Here is a 19,243-nt window from a genome sequence, read left to right on the forward strand (position 1 = left end):
GGCCTTCCTATGCCCGCGCGACGGGGCAGAGGCAAGGCCGGAGCGGGGCCGCCTTTTGGCGCAGGTTCCGGGTCGCGCCGGTCCCCGGCCGCGCCTATTCTGGGCCGAGCGACGGGAAAGGATGCGCGATGCCAAAGGACACCGACCGGGACCAGAACCAGGCCTATCATTTCTCGGTGATCCGCCGGGCCATCGACCGGATCGACGCCGCGGGCGGCGAGAGCCTGCCGCTGGAAACCCTCGCGGCCGAGATGAACATGAGCCCGGCGCATTTCCAGCGCGTCTTCTCGCGCTGGGCCGGGGTCTCGCCCAAGCGCTATCAGCAATATCTGACGCTCGGCCATGCGAGGGCGCTGATGCGCGAGCGCTTCACCACGCTCGAGACCGCCGATGCGCTGGGGCTTTCGGGCGCGGGACGGCTGCATGACATGTTCCTGCGCTGGGAGGCGATGAGCCCGGGCGACTATGCCAGGGGCGGCGCCGGGCTCGAGATCCGCTGGGGCTGGGTCGACAGCCCGTTCGGCCCGGCCCTGGTGATGGCCACGGCGCGCGGGATCTGCGGCATCGGCTTCGCCGCCGAGACCGGATCGGACGCCGCCTTGGCCGACCTGACCTCGCGCTGGCCGCAGGCCAGTTTCGTCGAGGATCCGGCAGCGCTTGCCCCTTGGGCCGAAGCCGCCTTCGGGCGACAAGATGACAAGACCTCCTCCGGACGGAAAGACGGCAACGCCGTCTCCGGGCGGCGGGATGGCGAAACCGCCTTCAGGCGGCAGGGCGGCGAGGCGCGGCTTCACCTGATCGGGGCCCCGTTCCAGATCAAGGTCTGGGAAGCGCTGCTGAGCGTGCCGCCGGGCCAGGTCACGACCTATTCGGAAATCGCCCGCGCCATCGGCCATCCGCGCGCGGTGCGCGCCGTCGGCACCGCGGTCGGGCGCAACCCGATCGGCTATCTGATCCCCTGCCACCGGGCGCTGCGCAAGACCGGCGCGCTGGGCGGCTATCACTGGGGTCTCCCGGTCAAGCGCGCGATTCTGGCCTGGGAGGCGGCCCGGACCGAGGCCGAATTGGGGCCCGGCACCCGGACCGGTTGAGCGGCTCGCGGCCAGCACCGCCCCAGGCGTTCCCGCGCCACGGCCAGATCGGCCTTTTACCGCCCGCAGGCTGCCGACAGCTCACGATCCCCCTCGAAGACGGCCGCCATGCGACTATATTCGTCGCAAAGCCCCCCGAACGGGGCTCAACGGGCAACACCCCCGAACGTGGCGCAAGCAAAGAGGCAGTCATGATCCGACCGAGCAACCCCCTTCTTCTGACCATCGCGGCCGTGCTGGCGCTCGGCGCCTGTACAGATCCCTCCGTCCAGACCGGCGACGCGCGGCAGCGTACCAAGGAGGGCGCGGCAATCGGCGCGGGCCTCGGTGCGGTGACCGGGCTGATCGCCTCGAACCGGGGCGGCAACGATGCCAAGAGCGCGCTGATCGGCGCTGCGGTCGGCGCCGCCGCCGGGGCCGCCATCGGCAACAATCTCGACAAGCAGGCCGCCGAGCTGCGGCAAAGCTTCGACAGCAACCGGATCGGCGTGGTCAATACCGGCAATGCGCTGGTCGTGACCATGCCCCAGGACATCCTGTTCGCCACCGACAGCGCCTCGATCCAGTCCGGGCTCCGGGCCGATCTGCAGACCCTGGCCTACAGCCTGAACGACTATCCCGGCACCACCGTCGATGTCATCGGGCATACCGACAATACCGGCTCGGCCAGCTACAACCAGGAGCTCTCGACCCGCCGCGCCAGCGCGGTGGCCTCGGTGCTGACCGGCGCCGGCGTCAATTCGAGCCGGATCCGCGCCTATGGCCGCGGCGAGGAACAGCCCATCGCCTCGAACCTCTCGCCCGAGGGCCGGGCCCAGAACCGCCGGGTCGAGATCGTCATCCGCCCGATGTCGTAACGGGACACGGCCCCGGGCGCGCGTGGCGATCCGCTGCGCGCGCCCATTGCCGCCCGGCTCGGCGCGCCATATCCTGCGCCCGGTTCAACGGAGACCCGCGCCGCGCCATGCCCTTCCAGAAAGTCCAGCCCGAGAAGCTCTCGGCCACCGTCATACGCCAGATCGAGCTTCTGATCCTGCGCGGCGTGCTGCGCCCCGGCGAGCGCCTGCCAGCCGAGCGCGACCTGTCCGAGCGGCTGGGCGTGTCGCGGCCCTCGCTGCGCGAGGCGATCGAGGCGCTCGAGGCGCGCGGCCTGCTGGTCCGGCGCGCGGGCGCGGGCGTCTTCGTGGCCGAGATGCTGGGCGCGGCCTTCTCGGATGCGCTGGTCCGGCTGTTCGCCACCCATGACGAGGCGCTGTTCGACTATATCGCCTTCCGCCGCGATCTCGAGGGGCTGGCCGCCGACCGCGCCGCGCGCAGCGGCTCGGATACCGACCTTGCCGTCGTCGACACGCTCTTCACCCGGATGGAGGCCGCCCATGCCCGGCGCAGCCCGGCCGAAGAGGCGCGGCTCGACGCCGAATTCCACCTCTCGATCATCGAGGCCAGCCATAATGTGGTGATGACCCATGTGATGCGGGCAATGTTCGAGCTGCTGCGCGAGGGGGTGTTCTACAATCGCCAGATCATGTTCCGCCAGCGCACCACGCGACGCATGCTGCTGGACCAGCACCGCGCCATCAATGCCGCCCTGCAGGCCCGCGACGGCGCCGCCGCCCGCGCCGCGATCGAACGCCATCTCGATTATGTGGTCGAGGCGCTCCGGGCCGATCAGGATGTCGAGCGCAACGAGGCCGTCGCCCGCCAGCGGCTGGAGCAGGCGCTGAACAAGGGCTGAACCGGGGGCTGAAGCGCGGGCCAAACAGGCGCCGACCGCGCTCAGTTCACGCTGTTGGCCAGGTTGGCATGGGTCCGACAGCGCTTGTAGAGCGCCCAGTAGGTGGTGAAATCCAGCTCGTCCCGCACCGCCAGCATCCGGCCCAGGGTGTCGAGATCGATGCGTACCAGATAGGGTTCGGGCGCATGCATGTCGCCGCCCCGGAAGGTGATGCAGGCCAACTTCTCGGCAGTGGGCGTGCGCAGGAAGAACCCCGCCTCGACCGCATTGCCCGCATAGCGCCGCGCCCGCTCGGTCAGATCCTGACGGCGCTGCCGCAGCGGATCCTCGGCCATCACCGCCTCGATGGCGGCTTGGTGCTGCGCGGCACGTATGCCCGCACTGTGATTTTCCAGCAGACGGCGGGCCGGGCCGACCCCGGTCAGCGCCAGCAAGGCAACCAGCCCGCCCACCAGCAGCAGCGCCGAGAAGGTGCGCGGTCGAAACAGCGCCCGGCTGACGGACGAGGCGTTTCCGCCCTCTCCCGGCATCTGCCGCCGCGCAGAGACCGTCCAGCGGGCGGACCTGTCGCCAGGCTCGGGACGCCGATCAGGATAGGGGAATTTCCGGGGCGGAGCAGGCATCTTTGCTTGCGGCAGCGGGTCGGAACGGGCGCGCGGACAGGGCGCCGCTGCCCTACCCCGCTCTGCGCCCTCCGCTCACCGGCCGCCACGAGCCCGGCGCCCGGTGGGAAGCCGGGACCCGAACCGGAACGGCAAGTGGGACAGGAAGCAGGACCCGACCGGACCGGCGCGCCCTCTCTGCCGCAGCAGCGAGACAGGTCAGGGCAAGTATCCCGGCAAGCGAGGCAAGACACATCGGGGCAAGAACGAGGGCGGCGATCATCACGGGGCTCCCTGCGAAACGGCGGTGCGAAACACCATCGCGAGACGGCATCGGGAACCGTCCCGACGCAGACCCATCAGACCCTGAAATTATGGCGAGGAGATGCCCGGGACGCGGGGAAACGCGGGAAAACAGAAGATCGGGCGCGGATCACGCCCGGTCCCCGCTGCGGCACAGCGGGCGGGCCTCGGCCTGTCGGGCCGTCGCCGAAAAAAGCAGGACCCCGGCCGCGGGGCCGGGGTCCTGGCTTAGGAAAGGCGCTGCGGCGGGACGCCGACAGCCTTCCGGATCAGTGCAGGTGAAGCTTGCCGCGAACCTCGCCGATGGCGTCCTGGACGAGCTTGTCGCTGGTCTTCTCGTTCATCTGGCTGACGATCACGTCGCGCGCGGCGGAAACAGCCACGGCAACCGCCCGGTCGCGCACTTCCTTGACCGCGCCGGCCTTGGCCGATTCGATCTGATCGTCGGCGGCGGCCAGACGGCGCGCGATCGCGACCTTGAGATCTTCCTTGGCCTTCGCGGCAGCCATCTCGGCCTCGGCCTTGGCGGTCTCGACGATCCGCTCTGCCTGGACCTGGACTTCCTTCTGCTTGCGCTCGTAGGAGGCCAGAACGGTCTGCGCCTCTTCGCGCAGCGCCCGCGCCTCGTCGAGATCGGCCTTGATGCCGGCCGCACGCTTGTCGAGCATCGCCATCAGCTTGCCCGGCACCCGCAGGTAGACGAGCAGTGCGAGGAAGGCGATGAAGCTGATCGTGACGACGAATTCGGCGTTGTTCAGCGAGAAGAACGGGCCTTCCGCCGCCAGCGCCGGAGACGCCACGAAGGTCAGGGCGACTGCGAGTTTCTTCATCGGTCTCACCCTTTCAGCTTGCTGTCGACGGCGGCATCGATCGTGCCCGCATCGGCCCTGAAGCCCATCGCGGCCACCACATCGACAGCGGTCGACTTGGCGACCTCGGTCACGCTTTCCAGCGCACCGGCGCGGATCTCGGCGATCTGCGCCTCGGCCTCGGCCGAGCGTGCCGCGATTTCCGCATCCGCCTTGGCGGTGGCGGCGTCGAGATCGGCCTTGATCTCGGCCTTGGCCTCGGCGACGATCCGCTGCGCCTCGGCCCGCGCATCGGCCAGCGCCTTCTCATAGGCGCGCTCGGCCTCCTGGGCCTGCAGCTTCAGTTCTTCGGCGACGGCGATGTCGTTCGAGATCGTGCCCTGGCGCTCGGCCAGAACGGCACCGATCCGCGGCAGCGCGATGCGCGACAGCACGAAATAGATCGCGAACAGCGTGACGACGAGCCAGAAGATCTGGTTCGGATAGGTCGAGAAGTCGAGCTGAGGCATGCCGACGGCGTCGGCAGCGTGCCCGGCAGATTCTGCGGCCTCTAGTTCTGTTGCCATGTCGTCCCCCTGGAACCCCGGATCACACCGGGTGGGTGCCTGTGGTCAGGCCCCACCCGGCCGTAAGGATCGGTTCAGTCGGAGATCAGACGGCGAACATCAGCAGAAGCGCGACGAGGAACGAGAAGATCCCCAGCGCTTCGGCGAACGCGATACCGATGAACATGGTGGCGGTTTGCGAGGCAGCCGCCGAGGGGTTGCGCAGCGCGCCGGAGATGTAGTTGCCGACGACGTGGCCGATGCCGACGGAGGCGCCGCCCATGCCGGTACAGGCCAGACCAGCACCGATATAGGCACCCATTTGAACGATATCGCCTTCCATGTCGATTTCTCCTTACGTTGGAATTGGCAGATTCAGGATGTGATCCGGGACCGGGCGTCAGTGATGCGGATGCAGCGCATCGCGCAGGTAAACGCAGGTCAGGATCGCGAAGACATAGGCCTGGATGAAGGCCACCAGAAATTCGAGCGCATAGATGGCGCCGATCGCCACGACCGGGAACACGGCCCCGACGCCGAGCACACCGGCGAAGCCCGCGAACACCTTCATCACGGCGTGGCCGGCCATCATGTTGCCCATAAGCCGGATCGAGTGGCTGACGGGGCGCACGAAGTAGGAAATCACCTCGATCATGGCCAGGATCGGGCGCAGCGCCAGCGGCGCGGCGGTGATCCAGAACAGGCTGAGGAAGCTCGCGCCATGCTTGACGAAGCCGAGGATGGTGACGCCGAAGAACACCGCCAGCGCCATGGTCGCGGTGACCGCGAGATGCGAGGTGGTGGTGAAGGCGCCCGGGATCAGGCCGAGGAAGTTGGCGAAGACGATGAAGATGAAGAGCGACATGATGTAGGGGAAGTATTTCAGCCCCTCGCGCCCCGACACGTCCTCGACCATCTTGTAGACGAAGCCATAGGCCAGCTCGGCCACCGACTGGATGCGCGAGGGCACGATGGCGCGGCCCCGGGTCCCCATCACCAGAAGCAGCACGGTGCAGAGAACGGCGATGCCCATCCAGAGCGTCACATTGGTGGGCGTATACCAGTGCACGGCGCCATCGCCGAAGAGAGGCGTCACCATGAACTGGTGCATGGTATCGATATTCACTCCGCCGGTCGCGTCTTCGCTCGCCACGTTCAATCCCTCTTCTCGTCCTCAGCGGCCGCCGCCGCCTGTTGGCCCTGGACCTCCTGCGCGGTGCGCAGCATCACCCGGATGCCGGCCGCGAGGCCCAACAATATGAACAGCACCAGGAAAATCGGCGTGGTCTCCAACCAGGAGTCCAGCCCGTACCCGATGCCGAAGCCGATCCCCAGACCGGAGACCAGTTCGATCACCATGCGCCAGGCCAGCTGTGCCTGGGTGTAATGCGAGTCCATGTGAGAGGGCGCGGGCGCGGCCTTGGCCTTCCTGAGTTCGGCAAGCCGGGCTTCCAGCCGGGCGAGCCGTTCCTTTTCGGCCGGGTCAACCATGCGAACGTCCCCCTCGGACAGTCGCGGCGAAGCTAGTCAGAGGGGGGAAATGAGTCAAGCGGATTGCGCCTTGCTCAAGTCATTGAAAAAACGTGTTTTTGCCGGATGCTGCCGCGCAGAACCCGGCTCCGGCACAGCTTTGCCATATTCAACCGGACGGTTGACGATCGCTTCGGGAAAGGCGCATCCTGCGGCGATGGATGACCGGCTCGACATCGTCTTTTCCGCCCTGGCCGACCCGACCCGTCGGGCGATCCTCGCGATGTTGCTCGAGGATGACATGGCCGTGACCGACGTGGCCGAGCCCTTCGAGATGTCGCTGGCGGCGATCTCGAAGCATCTGGCGATCCTGACCCGGGCCGGGTTGATCAGCCAGGAAAAGCGCGGCCGGGTGAAATGGTGCAAGCTCGAACCCGACGCGCTGAGGGATGCCTCGATCTGGATGCAGGGCTTCGGCCAGTTCGAGGCGGTCAATCTCGACGCCTTCGAACGCTTCCTCGCAGCCGAGCTGAACGGGTAAGACCAGGCACGCCAATTTGCCCACTTAACCTTCTTTCCATGCCATTCCTGGAAAGGCGGACGCGCTCGGGGCCGCAGGATGTGCTGTCAGATACTTGCGCGCCTGAATGCAGGGCATTGGCCTGCTCACATCGATCATGATCGTCTTGTATTCGGCGCCCCCGGCCCCCGGCCCTGCCATGATCTGGACAAGGACACCGTTCTCGCTCCAGAGCGTTCACCGGTTGCAAAATGTCCTGAGGGGGCCCTGCTCTCCAGGCACGTCGCACACCGCAAATCATTGCGATTGAATGACATTATGCCTCGCCACACATGCCGGTCATCGACCCGAAGAGAGGCCGTGGCTCTTGGGCAGGAACGGCGTCAAGCCCCCCATCTACGCCTCGGAAAGCCGGTATAGGTTGCCCATGGATCAGATCCCCCCCTGCGGGGCCTGAAACATCCCGGAAGCCTGATATCAACAGATCCTGAGGTCAGATTTCGCTGGTCTTTTCCGGCATTTCAGACATCTTTCCAAGGATGCAACCGCGCCCGGGCACGACGACCGGAAGATCGGGTGACCCGCGCCTCTTTCGGTCCGTGCCGCACAGGGAACCCGGCAGGATGGGGCCGGAATTGGGGCCGGACGACCGATGCAGTTGCATCGCCCCCTTTCCCTGACCGTCGAATCCCCTATGCTGGGCGCAACACAACCCAGAGGTATCAGCGCGATGTCCGACCGGATCGAGTATGGCAATCTGATGCATGCCGCGATGCGGAGTCTGATCCGCACGGTTCTGTCGGATGTTGCCGCCGACGGATTGCCGGGCGAGCATCACTTCTTCATCACCTTCGACACGACCCATCCCGAGGCGCAGCTGGCGGACTGGCTGCGCCAGCGCTATCCTTCGGAAATGACCGTGGTGCTGCAGCACTGGTACGATCACCTCTCGGTCGGCGAGGACGGCTTTTCGGTCACGCTCAATTTCGGCGAAAGCCCCGAGCCGCTGTTCATTCCCTTCGACGCAATCCGCACCTTCGTCGACCCGTCTGTCGAATTCGGGCTCCGCTTCGAAACCCAGGACAGCGACGAGGACGAAGACGAGGAGGACGAAGCCTCCGACCAGCCCGAGGCCGAGCCGCATGACGACGGCGCCGGGAACGGCGACGCCCAGGTCGTGAGCCTCGACAAGTTCCGCAAGTAGTCCGCCCGGACCGCTCGCACGGGCATTGCTCCGAGGCACGGCCCGGCCTATTAGCTGGGCCGAACCCGACCGGAGGATTGCGATGACCGAGACCCGCACCGAGACCGACAGCTTCGGCCCGCTGGATGTGCCCGCCGACAAGTACTGGGGCGCCCAGACCCAGCGCTCGATCCAGAATTTCCCGATCGGCTGGGAACGCCAGCCGGTAGCCATCATCCGCGCGCTCGGCGTCATCAAGAAGGCCTGCGCGCTGGTCAATATCGACCAGGGCGGGCTGGACCCGAAACTGGGCGAGGCCATCGCTGCGGCGGCGCAGGAAGTCATCGACGGCCGGTTCGACGACAACTTCCCGCTGGTCGTGTGGCAGACCGGCTCGGGCACCCAGTCGAACATGAACGCCAATGAGGTGATCTCGAACCGCGCCATCGAGATGCTGGGCGGCGAGAAGGGTTCGAAGGACCCGGTGCATCCGAACGATCACTGCAACATGGGCCAGTCCTCGAACGACACCTTCCCCACCGCGATGCATGTGGCCATCGGCATGATGGCGCGCGACGTGCTGCTGCCGGGGCTGGAAAAGCTGCATGAGGCGCTGACCGCCAAATCGGACGAATTCGCCGATATCATCAAGATCGGACGGACCCATACCCAGGACGCGACGCCGCTGACGCTGGGCCAGGAATTCTCGGGCTATGCCAAGCAGGTGGAAAAGGGCATCGCCCGCGTCAAGTCCGCCCTGCCCGACATCTACGAGCTCGCCCAGGGCGGCACCGCCGTCGGCACCGGGTTGAACACCAAGAAGGGCTGGGACGGCCGGGTCGCCGCCCGCATAGCCGAGATCACCGGCCTGCCCTTCGTCACCGCCGAGAACAAGTTCGAGGCGCTGGCCGCGCATGATGCGATGGTGATGTTCTCGGGCGCGCTGAAGACGGTGGCGGCCTCGCTGTTCAAGATCGCCAATGACATGCGGCTGCTGGGCTCGGGCCCCCGCTCGGGGCTGGGCGAGCTGATCCTGCCCGAGAACGAGCCCGGCTCGTCGATCATGCCCGGCAAGGTCAACCCGACCCAGGCCGAGGCCCTGACCATGGTCTGCGCCCATGTCATGGGCAATGACGCGGCCGTGGGCTTTGCCGGCAGCCAGGGCCATTTCGAGCTGAATGTCTACAATCCGATGATGTCCTATAACGTGCTGCAATCCATGCAGCTTCTGGGCGACGCGGCGTCGAGCTTCACCGATAACATGGTGGCGGGCACCAAGGCCAACACCGCGCGGATCGAGAAGCTGATGAAGGAAAGCCTGATGCTGGTGACGGCACTGGCGCCGACCATCGGCTATGACAATGCCACCAAGGTCGCCAAGACCGCGCACAAGAACGGCACGACGCTGCGCGAAGAGGCCATCGCGCTTGGCTTCGTCGATGCCGAGACCTTCGACCGCGTGGTGCGGCCCGAAGACATGATCGGCCCCAAAGACTGATGACGGGCGGCGTCGTCAACCTGCGTCAGGCACGCAAGGCCCGCGAGCGGGCGACGAAGAAGGTGCAGGGCGACGGGAATGCCGCCCGCTTCGGCCGGAGCAAGGGCCAGAAGGCGCGGGAGGAGCTTGACGCCACCCGCGCCCGAGACGCCCTTGACGGGCACAGGCGGGCCCCGGACGACGAGGCATGAGCGGACGGCCGGTCAAGCGCTCGCTGACGCTCCGGGGGCACCGGACCTCGGTCTCGCTGGAAGACGAATTCTGGCGCGCGCTCCGCGACATCGCGGCCGAGCGGGGCATGGCCGTCAACGCGCTGGCCGCCGAGATCGACGACAGCCGCGGAATGGATGTCGGGCTCGCCTCGGCGCTGCGGGTGCATGTCCTGACGCATTTCCGGCAGCGCCGGGACGATCGCTGAGCGCCCGCTTTCCGGCAATGCCGCTGAAACATCGGCCTGTTGATCGCGAAGGCTGTAGCTCCTGCGCCCAGGCGGCAGATGGCATTCCGCAAGGCGGGACCGCCAGAAAGCAGGCCGCTCTCCCTGGGAGAGTGCCCTGCGGAGACATAGCGCGTTTTCAAAAGCATAAGGCCGGAGCCGCGGCTTGCCACCGCTCCGGCCGTATTTCTCGCCCTTAGCCGGGCGTGGTACCCGAGGGTCGGGTCTAGCCGCCTACTCCCCGACCGACAGCGCTACGAAGCGGGGCTCGCCCTGACGGCGGACCAGAAGCAGAAGCGACTTGCGGCCGGCATCGCGGGCTTCCTCGATCCGCTCCTGCAGATCGGCGGCGGTGGCGACCGGACGCTGTCCGGCCTCGGTGATGACATCGCCCGCCCGCAGGCCCTTGGAATAGGCCTCGCCGGCCTCGTCGATATCGCTGACCGCCAGCCCGTCGGCCAGGTTCCCGGCGCCAAGCTGATCGCGCAGCTCGTCGGTCAGCGGCACCAGGGTCATGCCGAGGATCTCGGCCGCCTCGGGCTCGGGGGCAGAGGAGCCGTCGGAGGAGCCGCCCGAACCAGCGCCTTCCGCCGTCTCGCGACGACCGAGCGTCACCAGCAATGTCTGTGTCTTGCCCTCGCGGAACACGACCACGCGCACGGCCTTCCCGACCGGGGCATTGCCGACCTGCCGCACCAGCCCGTGGGTGTCCTCCACATCGATGCCGTCGAAGGAGAGGATCACGTCGCCCGACTGCATGCCGGCCTCGGCCGCCGGGCCCTCGGGCACATCGGTCACCAGCGCGCCGCGCGCCTGCCCGAGCCCCAGCGCCTCGGCCATGTCGGGCGTCACGTCCTGGATCCGCACGCCAAGCCAGCCGCGCCGGGTCTCGCCGAATTCCTTGAGTTGCGAGACGACATTGGCCACCACTTCGGAGGACATCGCGAACCCGATGCCGATCGAGCCGCCGGTGGGCGACAGGATCGCGGTATTCACGCCGACCACCTCGCCCTCCATGTTGAAGAGCGGCCCGCCCGAATTGCCCTTGTTGATCGCGGCATCGGTCTGAAGAAAGTCGTCATAGGTGCCGCTGAGCGCCCGGCCGCGGGCCGAGATGATCCCGGCCGAGACGGAAAAGCCCTGCCCCAGCGGGTTGCCCATCGCCATCACCCAGTCGCCGACCCGCATCATCTCGCTCTTTCCGAAGGGCACGAAGGGCAGCGGCCTGTCGCTTTTCACTTTCAGAAGCGCGATGTCGGTATTGGGGTCGGTGCCGACCACCTCGGCCTCGAGCGTCTCGCCCTCAAACAGCTCGACCTGGATCTCGTCGGCCTTCTCGATGACGTGATTGTTGGTGACGATATAGCCGTCTTCCGAGATCACGAAGCCCGAGCCCAGCGCCTGGCTGCGCCGCGGCGGCATGTTCGGATTGCCGTCGGGATTCATGAAATCGCGGAAGAATTCCTCGAAGGGCGACCCTTCGGGCAGCAGCGGATTTGGACCGGTCCGGCCTTCGACCGTGGTCGAGGTGGTGATGTTGACCACGGCCGGGCTGACCTTCTCGGCGAGATCGGCAAAGCTTTCGGGCGCGGCACGGGCCAGGGCAAGGCTCGCCTGCGCCATGAGAAGCGCCAGGCCCAGCATCAGCGCCCAGAGCGGACGCAACCGTTCCGAGGACGACGCGCCCCTGACCGAAAGAGAGATGGCCTGCGATGTCACCGATATATCCTCCTGAAAGCTGTGCCGTCATCCCTTTGCGCAAGGGACCGGTTCCCGTGAGTTATGGTGCCAGCCCGCCCCTCCGTGCAACACGGGGACGGGCCCGGTCGCCTCAACAGGACGTGAATGGCTCTGTTCGCAACTGTTTCAGCCCCAAAGCGATTGGGCAAGCCAAACGAGAGCCGTGCCAAGGCCGATCGCGGCCAGACCGAGCAGCCGCCGGGTGTCGGCCGGAATACGGCGGAGGATCTCCAGCGCCTCCTCCAGACGCGAAGGGGCCAGTGCGAACACCAGCCCCTCGATCACCAGGACCATGCCAAGGCCCAGGACGATCTTTTCCATCTCGTCACTCCGCAGCCGCGCCAGATGCCGCAGCGGGGCCGGTCGGCGCCGACGGCGCGGGCGCCAGAGGACGGTCGGCACGTTCGAGATATTCGAAGAACTCGCTGTCGGGCGAGAGAACCATCGAGGCATTCCCCTTGCCGAATGCCGCCTTGTAGGCATTGAGCGAGCGGTAGAACTCGAAGAATTCCTTGTCGGCACCGAAGGCTTCCGCGAACACACTGTTGCGCTGGGCGTCGGCCTGACCGCGAATGATCTCGGCTTCACGCCGCGCGTCCGAGACCAGCTCGACCACGGTCCGGTCGGATTGCGCCCGGATCCGCTGCGCCGCCTCGTCCCCGCGCGCGATCTCGTCGGCCGCCTCGCGTTCGCGTTCGGCCCGCATCCGCGCGAAGGTGGCCTCGAGGTTCTGCTCCGGCAGGTCGGTGCGCTTGAGCCGCACATCGACGATCTCGAGCCCGATCCCCCTTGCCTCTGTGGCGGCGGCATTGCGGATCCGCATCATCAGCGCGGCCCGGTCCGAGCTGAGAATGTCGTTGGACGAGACCGAGCCCAGCACTTCGCGGGTATTGGCGCGCAGCACGCTGTCGAGCCTGTCCTCGGCGGCGCGTATGCCGCCCACGCCGACCGCCTGGCGGAACTGGACCACATCGGCGATGCGGTAGCGGGCGAAGGCGTCGACCACCAGACGGCGGTCGTCGGACGGCGTCACCTCCAGCGGATCGATATCGCGGCTGAGGATACGGTCGTCATATTTCACGACTTCCTGGATCAGCGGGATCTTGAAGGCCAGCCCCGGCTCGGACTTCACCGCCTTGACCTGGCCGAACTGCAGCACGAGCGCGCGTTCGCGTTCGTCGACGATGAACATCGACGACAGGGCCGTGGCCCCGACGAGAATGGCGAGAGGGATGAGGAGTGCACTCTTCTTCATGGATCAGTTCCTCCCTCCGGTATCGGTGCGCCGCAATTCGTTCAGCGGCAGGTAGGGCACCACGCCGCCCGGCCCGGTCAGGTCCTTGTCGAGCATGATCATGTCGACCTTGCCCAGCACCTCTTCCATGGTTTCCAGATAGAGCCGCTTGCGCGTCACCTCGGGTGCCTTGGCATATTCGTCCAGCACCGCACTGAAGCGACTGGCTTCACCCTCGGCCTCGTTGACGACGCGGGCACGGTAGCCCTCGGCCTCTTCGAGGATCTGCGCCGCCTCGCCGCGCGCACCGGCGACGACGCGGTTGGCATAGGCATCGGCCTGTTTCTCGAGCCGGTCGCGTTCCTGTTCGGCGGCCTGCACCTCGCGGAAGCTGTCGATGACCTCCTTGGGCGGGTCGGCCTTGTCAAAGTTGACCCGGACCACGTTCATGCCGGAATCGTAGCTGTCGAGCGTCTGCTGGATCAGATCCGTGAGGCGCGAGGCGATCAGCCCGCGGTCACGGTTCAGGATCGGCGCCAGTTCCGACTGGGCAATGATCTCGCGCATGGCCGATTCGGACACGGCGCGGATGGTCTGACGCGGATCGCGCAGGTTGAACAGGAACTTGGCCGGATCGTTGATGTTCCAGACCACCTGGAAGTCGACATCGACGATGTTCTCGTCGCCGGTCAGCATCAGCCCGGCATCGACGCCGGCCCGGCCCACGCCCATGTCCTCGGTCTGCTCGCGGGTGACCGGGATCACCTCGGCGCTGACCAGCGGCCAGGGCGCGAAGTTCAGGCCCGGATTGCCGGTATCGAGATAGCGGCCCAGGAAAAGCTCGACCGACTGCTCCTCGGGCTTGACCGTGTAAAACGAGGCCCAGGCCCAGGCCACGCCGGCCGCCAGCACCGCCAGCGCCACGCCGGTCCGGGTGAATTTCGGGCCGCCGCCACGACCGCCGCGCCCGCCCATCAGCACGCGCAGCTGCTCTTGCCCGCGACGCATCAGCTCGTCGATTTCCGGAATCTGGGGCGGCTCGTCGCCCGGGCCGCGTCCACCGCCGCCGCCCCGGTTGCCTCCGCCACCCTGTCCAGAGCCTCCGCTCCCCCAGGGACCGCCACTATTTCCAGCCATATGGGGTCTTACCTCTTGTCTTGCTCAATCTCGTTCTCATTTTCGCGATGACTGCTTTGTAACTGGTCACCGCGCGCCCGAATTCAACCCGTGCGAACCGGGACCTTCATCGTCACCAGCTCTTCGGCCATGGTCGGATGTACCGCCACGGTCCGGTCGAAATCCTCCTTGGTCGCGCCCATCTTGATCGCCACCGCCGCCAGCTGGATCATTTCGCCCGCCTGATCGGCCACGATATGGCAGCCCAGCACCTTGCGGCTGTCGGCCGCGACGACGAGCTTCATCATCACCCGGTCGGGCCGCCCGGCAAAGCCCGACTGCATCGGCCGGAAGGCGGTCGAATAGATCTCGACCGGGCCGCGGCTGCGCGCCTCCTCCTCGGTCATGCCGACCGAGCCGTATTCGGGGCGGGTGAAGACCGCGCCCGGCACCAGCTCGTGATCGGCACGGGTCGGATTGCCCTTGAACACGGTCTCGACGAAGGCCGCGCCCTCGCGGATCGCGACAGGCGTCAGCGCGATCCGGTCGGTGACATCGCCCACCGCATAGACCGAGGGCACCGAGCTTTGCGACCATTCGTCGACCGAGACCGCGCCATTGGGGTTCAGCGCGACGCCCGCCTGCTCGAGCCCCATCCCGTCGGTATTGGGCCGCCGCCCGGTGGCAAACAGCACCGCATCGAAGACCGCATCCCCGCCATCGGTGGCCTTGACCCAGAGCCCGTCCTCGACCCGGTCGATGCGCTGCACGTTGCAGCCGACGCGCAGATCGACCCCCTGCGCGCACATCGCCCCCGCAATATGGCCCCGCGCCTCGTCATCGAAACCCCGCAGGATCTGGGCGCCGCGGTAGAACTGCGTGACCTCGACCCCGAGCCCGTTGAGGATGCAGGCGAATTCGCAGGCGATATAGCCACCGCCGACGATCAGGATGCGTTTCGGAAGGCGCTCGAACAGGAACACGTCATTCGAGGTGATCGCCAGATCCGAGCCCGGAAACTCGGGCACGAAGGGCCGCCCGCCGGTCGCGACCAGGATATGGCGCGCGGTCTTCTCGGTGCCATCGGCCAGCCGCACCCTGTGCGGATCGGCCAGCACCGTGCGGCTGTCGAAGATCTCGACGCCCGCGCGTTCGAGATTGCCGCGATAGATGCCCTCGAGCCGGGTCAGCTCGTCATCGAGCCGCGCCTTGAACAGCGACCAGTCGAACTCGCCGCCATGAACCTGCCAGCCATAGGCCCGCGCATCCTCGACCGATTGCGGAAAGGCCGAGGCATAGACCATCAGCTTTTTCGGCACGCAGCCCCGGATCACGCAGGTGCCGCCCATGCGGTATTCCTCGGCCAGCCCGACCCGGGCGCCGGCCTCGGCCGCCGCGAGACGCGCCGCGCGCACCCCGCCAGAGCCGCCGCCGATGACGAAGAGATCGTAATCGAAGCTCATGTCCCCTCCCCTCAGAGATCGGCGAAGAGATTGTCGCTTTCGGGCAGATCGACCCGGGCCTCCTCGCTGCCCCCGGCATCGCGCAGCTCGGCCCGGCCGTCGGGATGGCCGATCACCACGGCGTCGCAGATGTCGATGAACAGCCCGTTCTCGACCACGCCCGGGATCTGGTTCAGGATCAGCCCCAGCTGGCGCGGATTGCCGATCCGGCCCAGATGCAGGTCGAGCACCAGATTGCCCTCATCGGTGCGGAACGGCAGCTCGCCCGCCATCCGGAGCGTGATCTCGCGGCCGAGGACATCGAGCCCCTCCAGCGCCTCGGCGATCAGCTTGCGGCTGGCCGACCAGCCGAAACCGATCACCTCGACCGGCAGCGGAAACGCGCCGAGCTGGGCCACGGCCTTGGCCGGGTCGGCGATCACCACCATCCGGTCCGAGGCCGTCGCCACGATCTTTTCCTGCAGATGCGCGCCGCCGCCACCCTTGATCAGGTTGAAGGCCGGGTCGAATTCGTCGGCGCCGTCGATGGTCAGATCGAGCCAGCGCGCATCCTCGAGGCTGACCACGTCGATGCCGACCTCGCGGGCCAGCGCCGCGGTCCGGGCCGAGGTCGGAACGGCGGTGATCGAGAGCCCCTCGTTGCGCACCCGCGCGCCCAGGCTTTTCACCAGCCAGGCCGCGGTCGAGCCGGTGCCGAGGCCCACGCGCATGCCGTCCTCGATCAGATCGGCGGCGCGGCGTCCGGCGACATATTTGGCCAGTTCGATGGGGGAAAGCTCTGCGGCCATGATGCCTCTCCTTGTGCGGTCCCGGCCGTTATAGACGCCAAGCGTCAGAGCCGCGAGACCGAATTGCCCGGAGCGGGCATCGACAGGGAGGCAAGACCGGAAAGCGAGAGAGGGATCGTCGGGGCCACGACCGTCCATTCCGGCGCCGACCGGACCCCGGAGAGAAATCTGTCACAACAGCCTTGACGGTCGGTTACCGCCCCTCCCGGAGCGCCGCGATCACCGCGTGCAACAGATCGGCGAAGCGGGCGCGATCCGCGGGCGCAAGCCGCGCCAGCGCGATGCCATTGACCTCGGTCGCGGCTTCGGTGGCCGGCGCCTCCAGGGCGCGGGCCCGCTCGGTCAGCCGCACCCGGCGCGCCCGCCTGTCGGCCGCGTCAGGCTCGCGCAGGATCAGCCCGTCGCGCTCCATCCGGTTCAGGGTATTGGCGATGGTCGCCTGTTCCACATCCAGCCGCTCGACCAGATCGCGCTGGGTCAGCCCGTCTTCGCGCCACAGCTCGAGCAGCACCATGAACTGCCCCGGCATCAGCCCCAGAGGCGCGATCCGCCGGGTCAGCGCCACCGCGAAGAGCCGCGCCATGTGGTTGGCGAGATACCCCGCCGAGTCATCCTTGTTAAAGCCCATGCGCTGTTCTGCCATTGCATAGCTCGCTATACAATGGCATTTTGAATAGCAGGCTATCCATTTGGAGAATCGTCATGACACCGATCCCGACCGAGACCTCCCGCCTTCCCGGACTGCATGCCGCAGCCGGCGCGCTTGGCCTTGCCCTGATCGCCTCGTTCTGGCTGTCGACGCTTGGCGCCGAGCTTTTCGGAACGACGCCCCAGATCGTGGCGGTCAAGACCGCGATCCCCTACGGGCTTGTCCTGCTGGTGCCTGCGCTGATCGTTGCCGGGGCGGGCGGGGCCCGGCTGGCGCGCGACCGCCACGGCCCCCTTGTTGCCCGCAAGGCACAGCGGATGCGGCTCGTCGCGCTGAACGGGCTGCTGATCCTCGTGCCCTCGGCCCTATTCCTGGCCCAAAAGGCTGCGGCACAGGATTTCGACGCCGCCTTTGTCGTGGTGCAACTGAGCGAACTGGCGGCGGGGGCGATCAATCTCACGCTTCTCGGCGCTAATCTGCGCGACGGCCTGAGAATGCGCCAGGGACGCCCCGCCCTGCGCTGAGCGGCGGCCGAATGTCGCTTTCGGAATGGACTTGTCGGTGCCACGGGCCACCTTGGCTGGAAAGGGAGGCACGCATGGACCTGTCCGTTTTCGACATCTTCAAGATCGGCATCGGCCCCTCCTCGTCGCATACGATGGGGCCGATGCTGGCGGCCGCGCGGTTTCTCGACCTGCTGCGGGGCTCGCCTTTCCATCCGGTGGGTCTGCGCGCCTCGCTGCACGGTTCTCTGGCCTTCACCGGGATCGGGCACGCCACCGATCGGGCGGTGATCCTCGGGCTCGACGGTTTCACCCCCGAAAGCTATGATCGCGACGCCGCCGAGGATGCGCTGGCGCGGATCCGGGCCGAGGCCGAGGTCCGCCCCAAAGGCCTGCCGCCGCTGCGTTTCGATCCGGCCTGCGATCTCGTCTTCGATCACGACCGCGCCCTGCCCGGCCATGCCAATGGCATGACCCTCTCGGCCATCGACGCGGAAGGCGACATCCTGACCCGCGAGACCTATTACTCGATCGGCGGCGGCTTCGTGCGGACCGAGGCCGAGCTTTCCGCGGGCGATACCGACAGGGGCGCAGCGCCATCCCTGCCCTATCCCTTTGCCAGCGCGGCCGAGCTGCTGGCCCTGGCCGAGACCTCGGGCAAGTCGATCGCCGCCATGAAACGTGCCAATGAGATCGCGCGGATGGGGCCCGAGGCGCTCGAGACCGGACTGGCGCGGATCTGGTCGGCGATGTCGGACTGCATCGAGCGGGGGCTCGCGACCGACGGTCTGCTGCCCGGCGGCCTCGGCATCCGCAGGCGGGCCCATGCGATCCATAACGCGCTGCAGGCCGAACGCGGCATGAACCTGACGCCGCCGCACACGATCAACGACTGGATGAGCGTCTATGCGATGGCCGTGAACGAAGAGAACGCGGCCGGCGGGCAGGTGGTGACGGCCCCGACCAACGGCGCGGCCGGGGTGGTCCCCGCCACGATCCGCTACTGGCTGAGCCATGTGCCCGCCGCGCAGCCGTCGAAGGTCGGGGATTTCCTGCTGACCGCCGCGGCGATCGGCGGGCTGATCAAGAAGAATGCCTCGATCTCGGGGGCGGAATGCGGCTGTCAGGCCGAGGTGGGCTCGGCCTCGGCGATGGCGGCGGCAGGTTTGGCGGCGGTGATGGGGGGCAGCCCCGAACAGGTCGAGAATGCGGCCGAGATCGCGCTGGAGCACCATCTGGGCATGACCTGCGACCCGGTGAAGGGGCTGGTTCAGGTGCCCTGCATCGAACGCAACGGCCTGGGCGCGATCAAGGCGGTCTCGGCCGCCTCGCTGGCCCTGCGCGGAGACGGGCGCCATTTCGTGCCGCTGGACGCCTGCATCGAGACCATGCGCCAGACCGGTCGCGACATGAACGAGAAATACAAGGAAACCGCGCTGGGAGGGCTGGCCGTCAACATTCCGAATTGCTGAGGCCGAATTGCTGAGGCCAACTTGCTGGGGGCCGACTTGCCGAAGGGTCCGGCGCTGCGACACGCTCGGCCGTCCCGCCACGCCCC

Annotated in this window: 23 protein-coding genes; 10 read left to right on the plus strand and 13 right to left on the minus strand. The window is 67.4% G+C overall.

Annotated features, from left to right (window positions below; all coding sequences use genetic code 11):
- The first annotated feature begins 128 nt into the window (after window positions 1-128).
- From B5V46_RS14095 to B5V46_RS14105, 3 genes are all read left to right on the plus strand, one after another.
- Window positions 129-1,091, plus strand: coding sequence for a bifunctional helix-turn-helix domain-containing protein/methylated-DNA--[protein]-cysteine S-methyltransferase (locus B5V46_RS14095; RefSeq protein ID WP_080617189.1), 963 nt, complete (start codon window positions 129-131; stop codon window positions 1,089-1,091).
- Window positions 1,092-1,282: 191 nt separating this feature from the next.
- Entirely contained in the window at window positions 1,283-1,948 is a 666-nt protein-coding gene (locus B5V46_RS14100; RefSeq protein WP_080617190.1) for an OmpA family protein, read from the plus strand.
- Window positions 1,949-2,055: 107 nt separating this feature from the next.
- The gene (locus B5V46_RS14105; RefSeq protein ID WP_080617191.1) at window positions 2,056-2,826 is read left to right on the plus strand and encodes an FCD domain-containing protein; all 771 of its coding nucleotides are present in this window, start codon (window positions 2,056-2,058) and stop codon (window positions 2,824-2,826) included.
- 41 nt (window positions 2,827-2,867) lie between these two features.
- On the opposite strand, the gene B5V46_RS14110 is transcribed toward B5V46_RS14105, so the two are convergent.
- The 6 genes from B5V46_RS14110 to B5V46_RS14135 all read right to left on the minus strand — a co-directional run bounded on the left by B5V46_RS14110 (window position 2,868) and on the right by B5V46_RS14135 (window position 6,576).
- Window positions 2,868-3,356, minus strand: a complete 489-nt coding sequence (locus tag B5V46_RS14110; protein WP_080617192.1) for a hypothetical protein — start codon at window positions 3,354-3,356, stop codon at window positions 2,868-2,870.
- Window positions 3,357-4,000: 644 nt separating this feature from the next.
- Window positions 4,001-4,561: a F0F1 ATP synthase subunit B gene (locus tag B5V46_RS14115; protein ID WP_080617193.1), complete on the minus strand. Its 561-nt coding sequence runs from the start codon at window positions 4,559-4,561 to the stop codon at window positions 4,001-4,003.
- Window positions 4,562-4,566: 5 nt separating this feature from the next.
- Window positions 4,567-5,106, minus strand: a complete 540-nt coding sequence (locus B5V46_RS14120) for a F0F1 ATP synthase subunit B' (RefSeq protein WP_080617194.1) — start codon at window positions 5,104-5,106, stop codon at window positions 4,567-4,569.
- An 85-nt stretch (window positions 5,107-5,191) separates the two neighbouring features.
- Complete coding sequence (locus B5V46_RS14125; protein WP_042456520.1) at window positions 5,192-5,428, minus strand: F0F1 ATP synthase subunit C; 237 nt, start codon at window positions 5,426-5,428, stop codon at window positions 5,192-5,194.
- A gap of 57 nt (window positions 5,429-5,485) precedes the next feature.
- On the minus strand, window positions 5,486-6,238 hold the full coding sequence (locus tag B5V46_RS14130) for a F0F1 ATP synthase subunit A (RefSeq protein WP_042456524.1): 753 nt from the start codon (window positions 6,236-6,238) through the stop codon (window positions 5,486-5,488).
- 2 nt (window positions 6,239-6,240) lie between these two features.
- Entirely contained in the window at window positions 6,241-6,576 is a 336-nt protein-coding gene (locus B5V46_RS14135) for an AtpZ/AtpI family protein (protein ID WP_080617195.1), read from the minus strand.
- A gap of 196 nt (window positions 6,577-6,772) precedes the next feature.
- On the opposite strand from B5V46_RS14135, the gene B5V46_RS14140 reads away from it, so the two are divergent.
- From B5V46_RS14140 to B5V46_RS14160, 5 genes are all read left to right on the plus strand, one after another.
- Entirely contained in the window at window positions 6,773-7,096 is a 324-nt protein-coding gene (locus tag B5V46_RS14140; RefSeq protein ID WP_080617196.1) for a metalloregulator ArsR/SmtB family transcription factor, read from the plus strand.
- Window positions 7,097-7,805: 709 nt separating this feature from the next.
- Entirely contained in the window at window positions 7,806-8,279 is a 474-nt protein-coding gene (locus B5V46_RS14145; protein ID WP_080617197.1) for an SspB family protein, read from the plus strand.
- A gap of 82 nt (window positions 8,280-8,361) precedes the next feature.
- A complete protein-coding gene (fumC, locus tag B5V46_RS14150) occupies window positions 8,362-9,756 on the plus strand; it encodes a class II fumarate hydratase (protein ID WP_080617198.1) in 1,395 nt (464 codons plus the stop codon).
- Window positions 9,756-9,947: a DUF4169 family protein gene (locus tag B5V46_RS14155; RefSeq protein ID WP_080617199.1), complete on the plus strand. Its 192-nt coding sequence runs from the start codon at window positions 9,756-9,758 to the stop codon at window positions 9,945-9,947. Before fumC ends, B5V46_RS14155 begins: the two co-directional genes overlap by 1 nt.
- Window positions 9,944-10,174, plus strand: coding sequence for a ribbon-helix-helix domain-containing protein (locus tag B5V46_RS14160; RefSeq protein ID WP_080617200.1), 231 nt, complete (start codon window positions 9,944-9,946; stop codon window positions 10,172-10,174). The genes B5V46_RS14155 and B5V46_RS14160 overlap by 4 nt, the downstream gene beginning before the upstream one ends.
- 252 nt (window positions 10,175-10,426) lie before the next feature.
- Here B5V46_RS14160 and B5V46_RS14165 read toward each other — a convergent pair whose 3' ends face one another.
- From B5V46_RS14165 to B5V46_RS14195, 7 genes are all read right to left on the minus strand, one after another.
- Window positions 10,427-11,911, minus strand: a complete 1,485-nt coding sequence (locus B5V46_RS14165; RefSeq protein ID WP_369822786.1) for a DegQ family serine endoprotease — start codon at window positions 11,909-11,911, stop codon at window positions 10,427-10,429.
- 147 nt (window positions 11,912-12,058) lie between these two features.
- On the minus strand, window positions 12,059-12,253 hold the full coding sequence (locus B5V46_RS14170) for a DUF2065 domain-containing protein (protein WP_080617201.1): 195 nt from the start codon (window positions 12,251-12,253) through the stop codon (window positions 12,059-12,061).
- Between the two features lie 4 nt (window positions 12,254-12,257).
- Window positions 12,258-13,187, minus strand: a complete 930-nt coding sequence (hflC, locus tag B5V46_RS14175; RefSeq protein WP_080617202.1) for a protease modulator HflC — start codon at window positions 13,185-13,187, stop codon at window positions 12,258-12,260.
- A 3-nt stretch (window positions 13,188-13,190) separates the two neighbouring features.
- Window positions 13,191-14,303: an FtsH protease activity modulator HflK gene (hflK, locus tag B5V46_RS14180; protein ID WP_080617203.1), complete on the minus strand. Its 1,113-nt coding sequence runs from the start codon at window positions 14,301-14,303 to the stop codon at window positions 13,191-13,193.
- Window positions 14,304-14,386: 83 nt separating this feature from the next.
- The gene (gor, locus tag B5V46_RS14185) at window positions 14,387-15,745 is read right to left on the minus strand and encodes a glutathione-disulfide reductase (RefSeq protein ID WP_080617204.1); all 1,359 of its coding nucleotides are present in this window, start codon (window positions 15,743-15,745) and stop codon (window positions 14,387-14,389) included.
- 11 nt (window positions 15,746-15,756) lie between these two features.
- A complete protein-coding gene (gene rpiA, locus B5V46_RS14190; protein ID WP_080617205.1) occupies window positions 15,757-16,533 on the minus strand; it encodes a ribose-5-phosphate isomerase RpiA in 777 nt (258 codons plus the stop codon).
- 193 nt (window positions 16,534-16,726) lie between these two features.
- Complete coding sequence (locus B5V46_RS14195) at window positions 16,727-17,176, minus strand: MarR family winged helix-turn-helix transcriptional regulator (protein WP_231119129.1); 450 nt, start codon at window positions 17,174-17,176, stop codon at window positions 16,727-16,729.
- Window positions 17,177-17,235: 59 nt separating this feature from the next.
- Here B5V46_RS14195 and B5V46_RS14200 point away from each other — a divergent pair, with 59 nt between their 5' ends.
- Both B5V46_RS14200 and B5V46_RS14205 read left to right on the plus strand, forming a co-directional pair.
- Window positions 17,236-17,706, plus strand: coding sequence for a hypothetical protein (locus tag B5V46_RS14200; RefSeq protein ID WP_080617207.1), 471 nt, complete (start codon window positions 17,236-17,238; stop codon window positions 17,704-17,706).
- A 74-nt stretch (window positions 17,707-17,780) separates the two neighbouring features.
- On the plus strand, window positions 17,781-19,157 hold the full coding sequence (locus tag B5V46_RS14205; RefSeq protein WP_080617208.1) for an L-serine ammonia-lyase: 1,377 nt from the start codon (window positions 17,781-17,783) through the stop codon (window positions 19,155-19,157).
- Window positions 19,158-19,243: the final 86 nt, after the last annotated feature.

Origin of the sequence: Rhodovulum sp. MB263, from assembly GCF_002073975.1 — a bacterium.
Lineage (GTDB): Bacteria > Pseudomonadota > Alphaproteobacteria > Rhodobacterales > Rhodobacteraceae > Rhodovulum.

Coding starts and splice junctions, on each gene's coding strand:
- B5V46_RS14095 (WP_080617189.1), top strand. CDS start 129: ATGCCAAAGGACACCGACCGGGACCAGAACCAGGCCTATCATTTCTCG.
- B5V46_RS14100 (WP_080617190.1), top strand. CDS start 1,283: ATGATCCGACCGAGCAACCCCCTTCTTCTGACCATCGCGGCCGTGCTG.
- B5V46_RS14105 (WP_080617191.1), top strand. CDS start 2,056: ATGCCCTTCCAGAAAGTCCAGCCCGAGAAGCTCTCGGCCACCGTCATA.
- B5V46_RS14110 (WP_080617192.1), bottom strand. CDS start 3,356: ATGCCGGGAGAGGGCGGAAACGCCTCGTCCGTCAGCCGGGCGCTGTTT.
- B5V46_RS14115 (WP_080617193.1), bottom strand. CDS start 4,561: ATGAAGAAACTCGCAGTCGCCCTGACCTTCGTGGCGTCTCCGGCGCTG.
- B5V46_RS14120 (WP_080617194.1), bottom strand. CDS start 5,106: ATGGCAACAGAACTAGAGGCCGCAGAATCTGCCGGGCACGCTGCCGAC.
- B5V46_RS14125 (WP_042456520.1), bottom strand. CDS start 5,428: ATGGAAGGCGATATCGTTCAAATGGGTGCCTATATCGGTGCTGGTCTG.
- B5V46_RS14135 (WP_080617195.1), bottom strand. CDS start 6,576: ATGGTTGACCCGGCCGAAAAGGAACGGCTCGCCCGGCTGGAAGCCCGG.
- B5V46_RS14140 (WP_080617196.1), top strand. CDS start 6,773: ATGGATGACCGGCTCGACATCGTCTTTTCCGCCCTGGCCGACCCGACC.
- B5V46_RS14145 (WP_080617197.1), top strand. CDS start 7,806: ATGTCCGACCGGATCGAGTATGGCAATCTGATGCATGCCGCGATGCGG.
- fumC (WP_080617198.1), top strand. CDS start 8,362: ATGACCGAGACCCGCACCGAGACCGACAGCTTCGGCCCGCTGGATGTG.
- B5V46_RS14155 (WP_080617199.1), top strand. CDS start 9,756: ATGACGGGCGGCGTCGTCAACCTGCGTCAGGCACGCAAGGCCCGCGAG.
- B5V46_RS14160 (WP_080617200.1), top strand. CDS start 9,944: ATGAGCGGACGGCCGGTCAAGCGCTCGCTGACGCTCCGGGGGCACCGG.
- B5V46_RS14170 (WP_080617201.1), bottom strand. CDS start 12,253: ATGGAAAAGATCGTCCTGGGCCTTGGCATGGTCCTGGTGATCGAGGGG.
- hflC (WP_080617202.1), bottom strand. CDS start 13,187: ATGAAGAAGAGTGCACTCCTCATCCCTCTCGCCATTCTCGTCGGGGCC.
- hflK (WP_080617203.1), bottom strand. CDS start 14,303: ATGGCTGGAAATAGTGGCGGTCCCTGGGGGAGCGGAGGCTCTGGACAG.
- gor (WP_080617204.1), bottom strand. CDS start 15,745: ATGAGCTTCGATTACGATCTCTTCGTCATCGGCGGCGGCTCTGGCGGG.
- rpiA (WP_080617205.1), bottom strand. CDS start 16,533: ATGGCCGCAGAGCTTTCCCCCATCGAACTGGCCAAATATGTCGCCGGA.
- B5V46_RS14195 (WP_231119129.1), bottom strand. CDS start 17,176: ATGGCAGAACAGCGCATGGGCTTTAACAAGGATGACTCGGCGGGGTAT.
- B5V46_RS14200 (WP_080617207.1), top strand. CDS start 17,236: ATGACACCGATCCCGACCGAGACCTCCCGCCTTCCCGGACTGCATGCC.
- B5V46_RS14205 (WP_080617208.1), top strand. CDS start 17,781: ATGGACCTGTCCGTTTTCGACATCTTCAAGATCGGCATCGGCCCCTCC.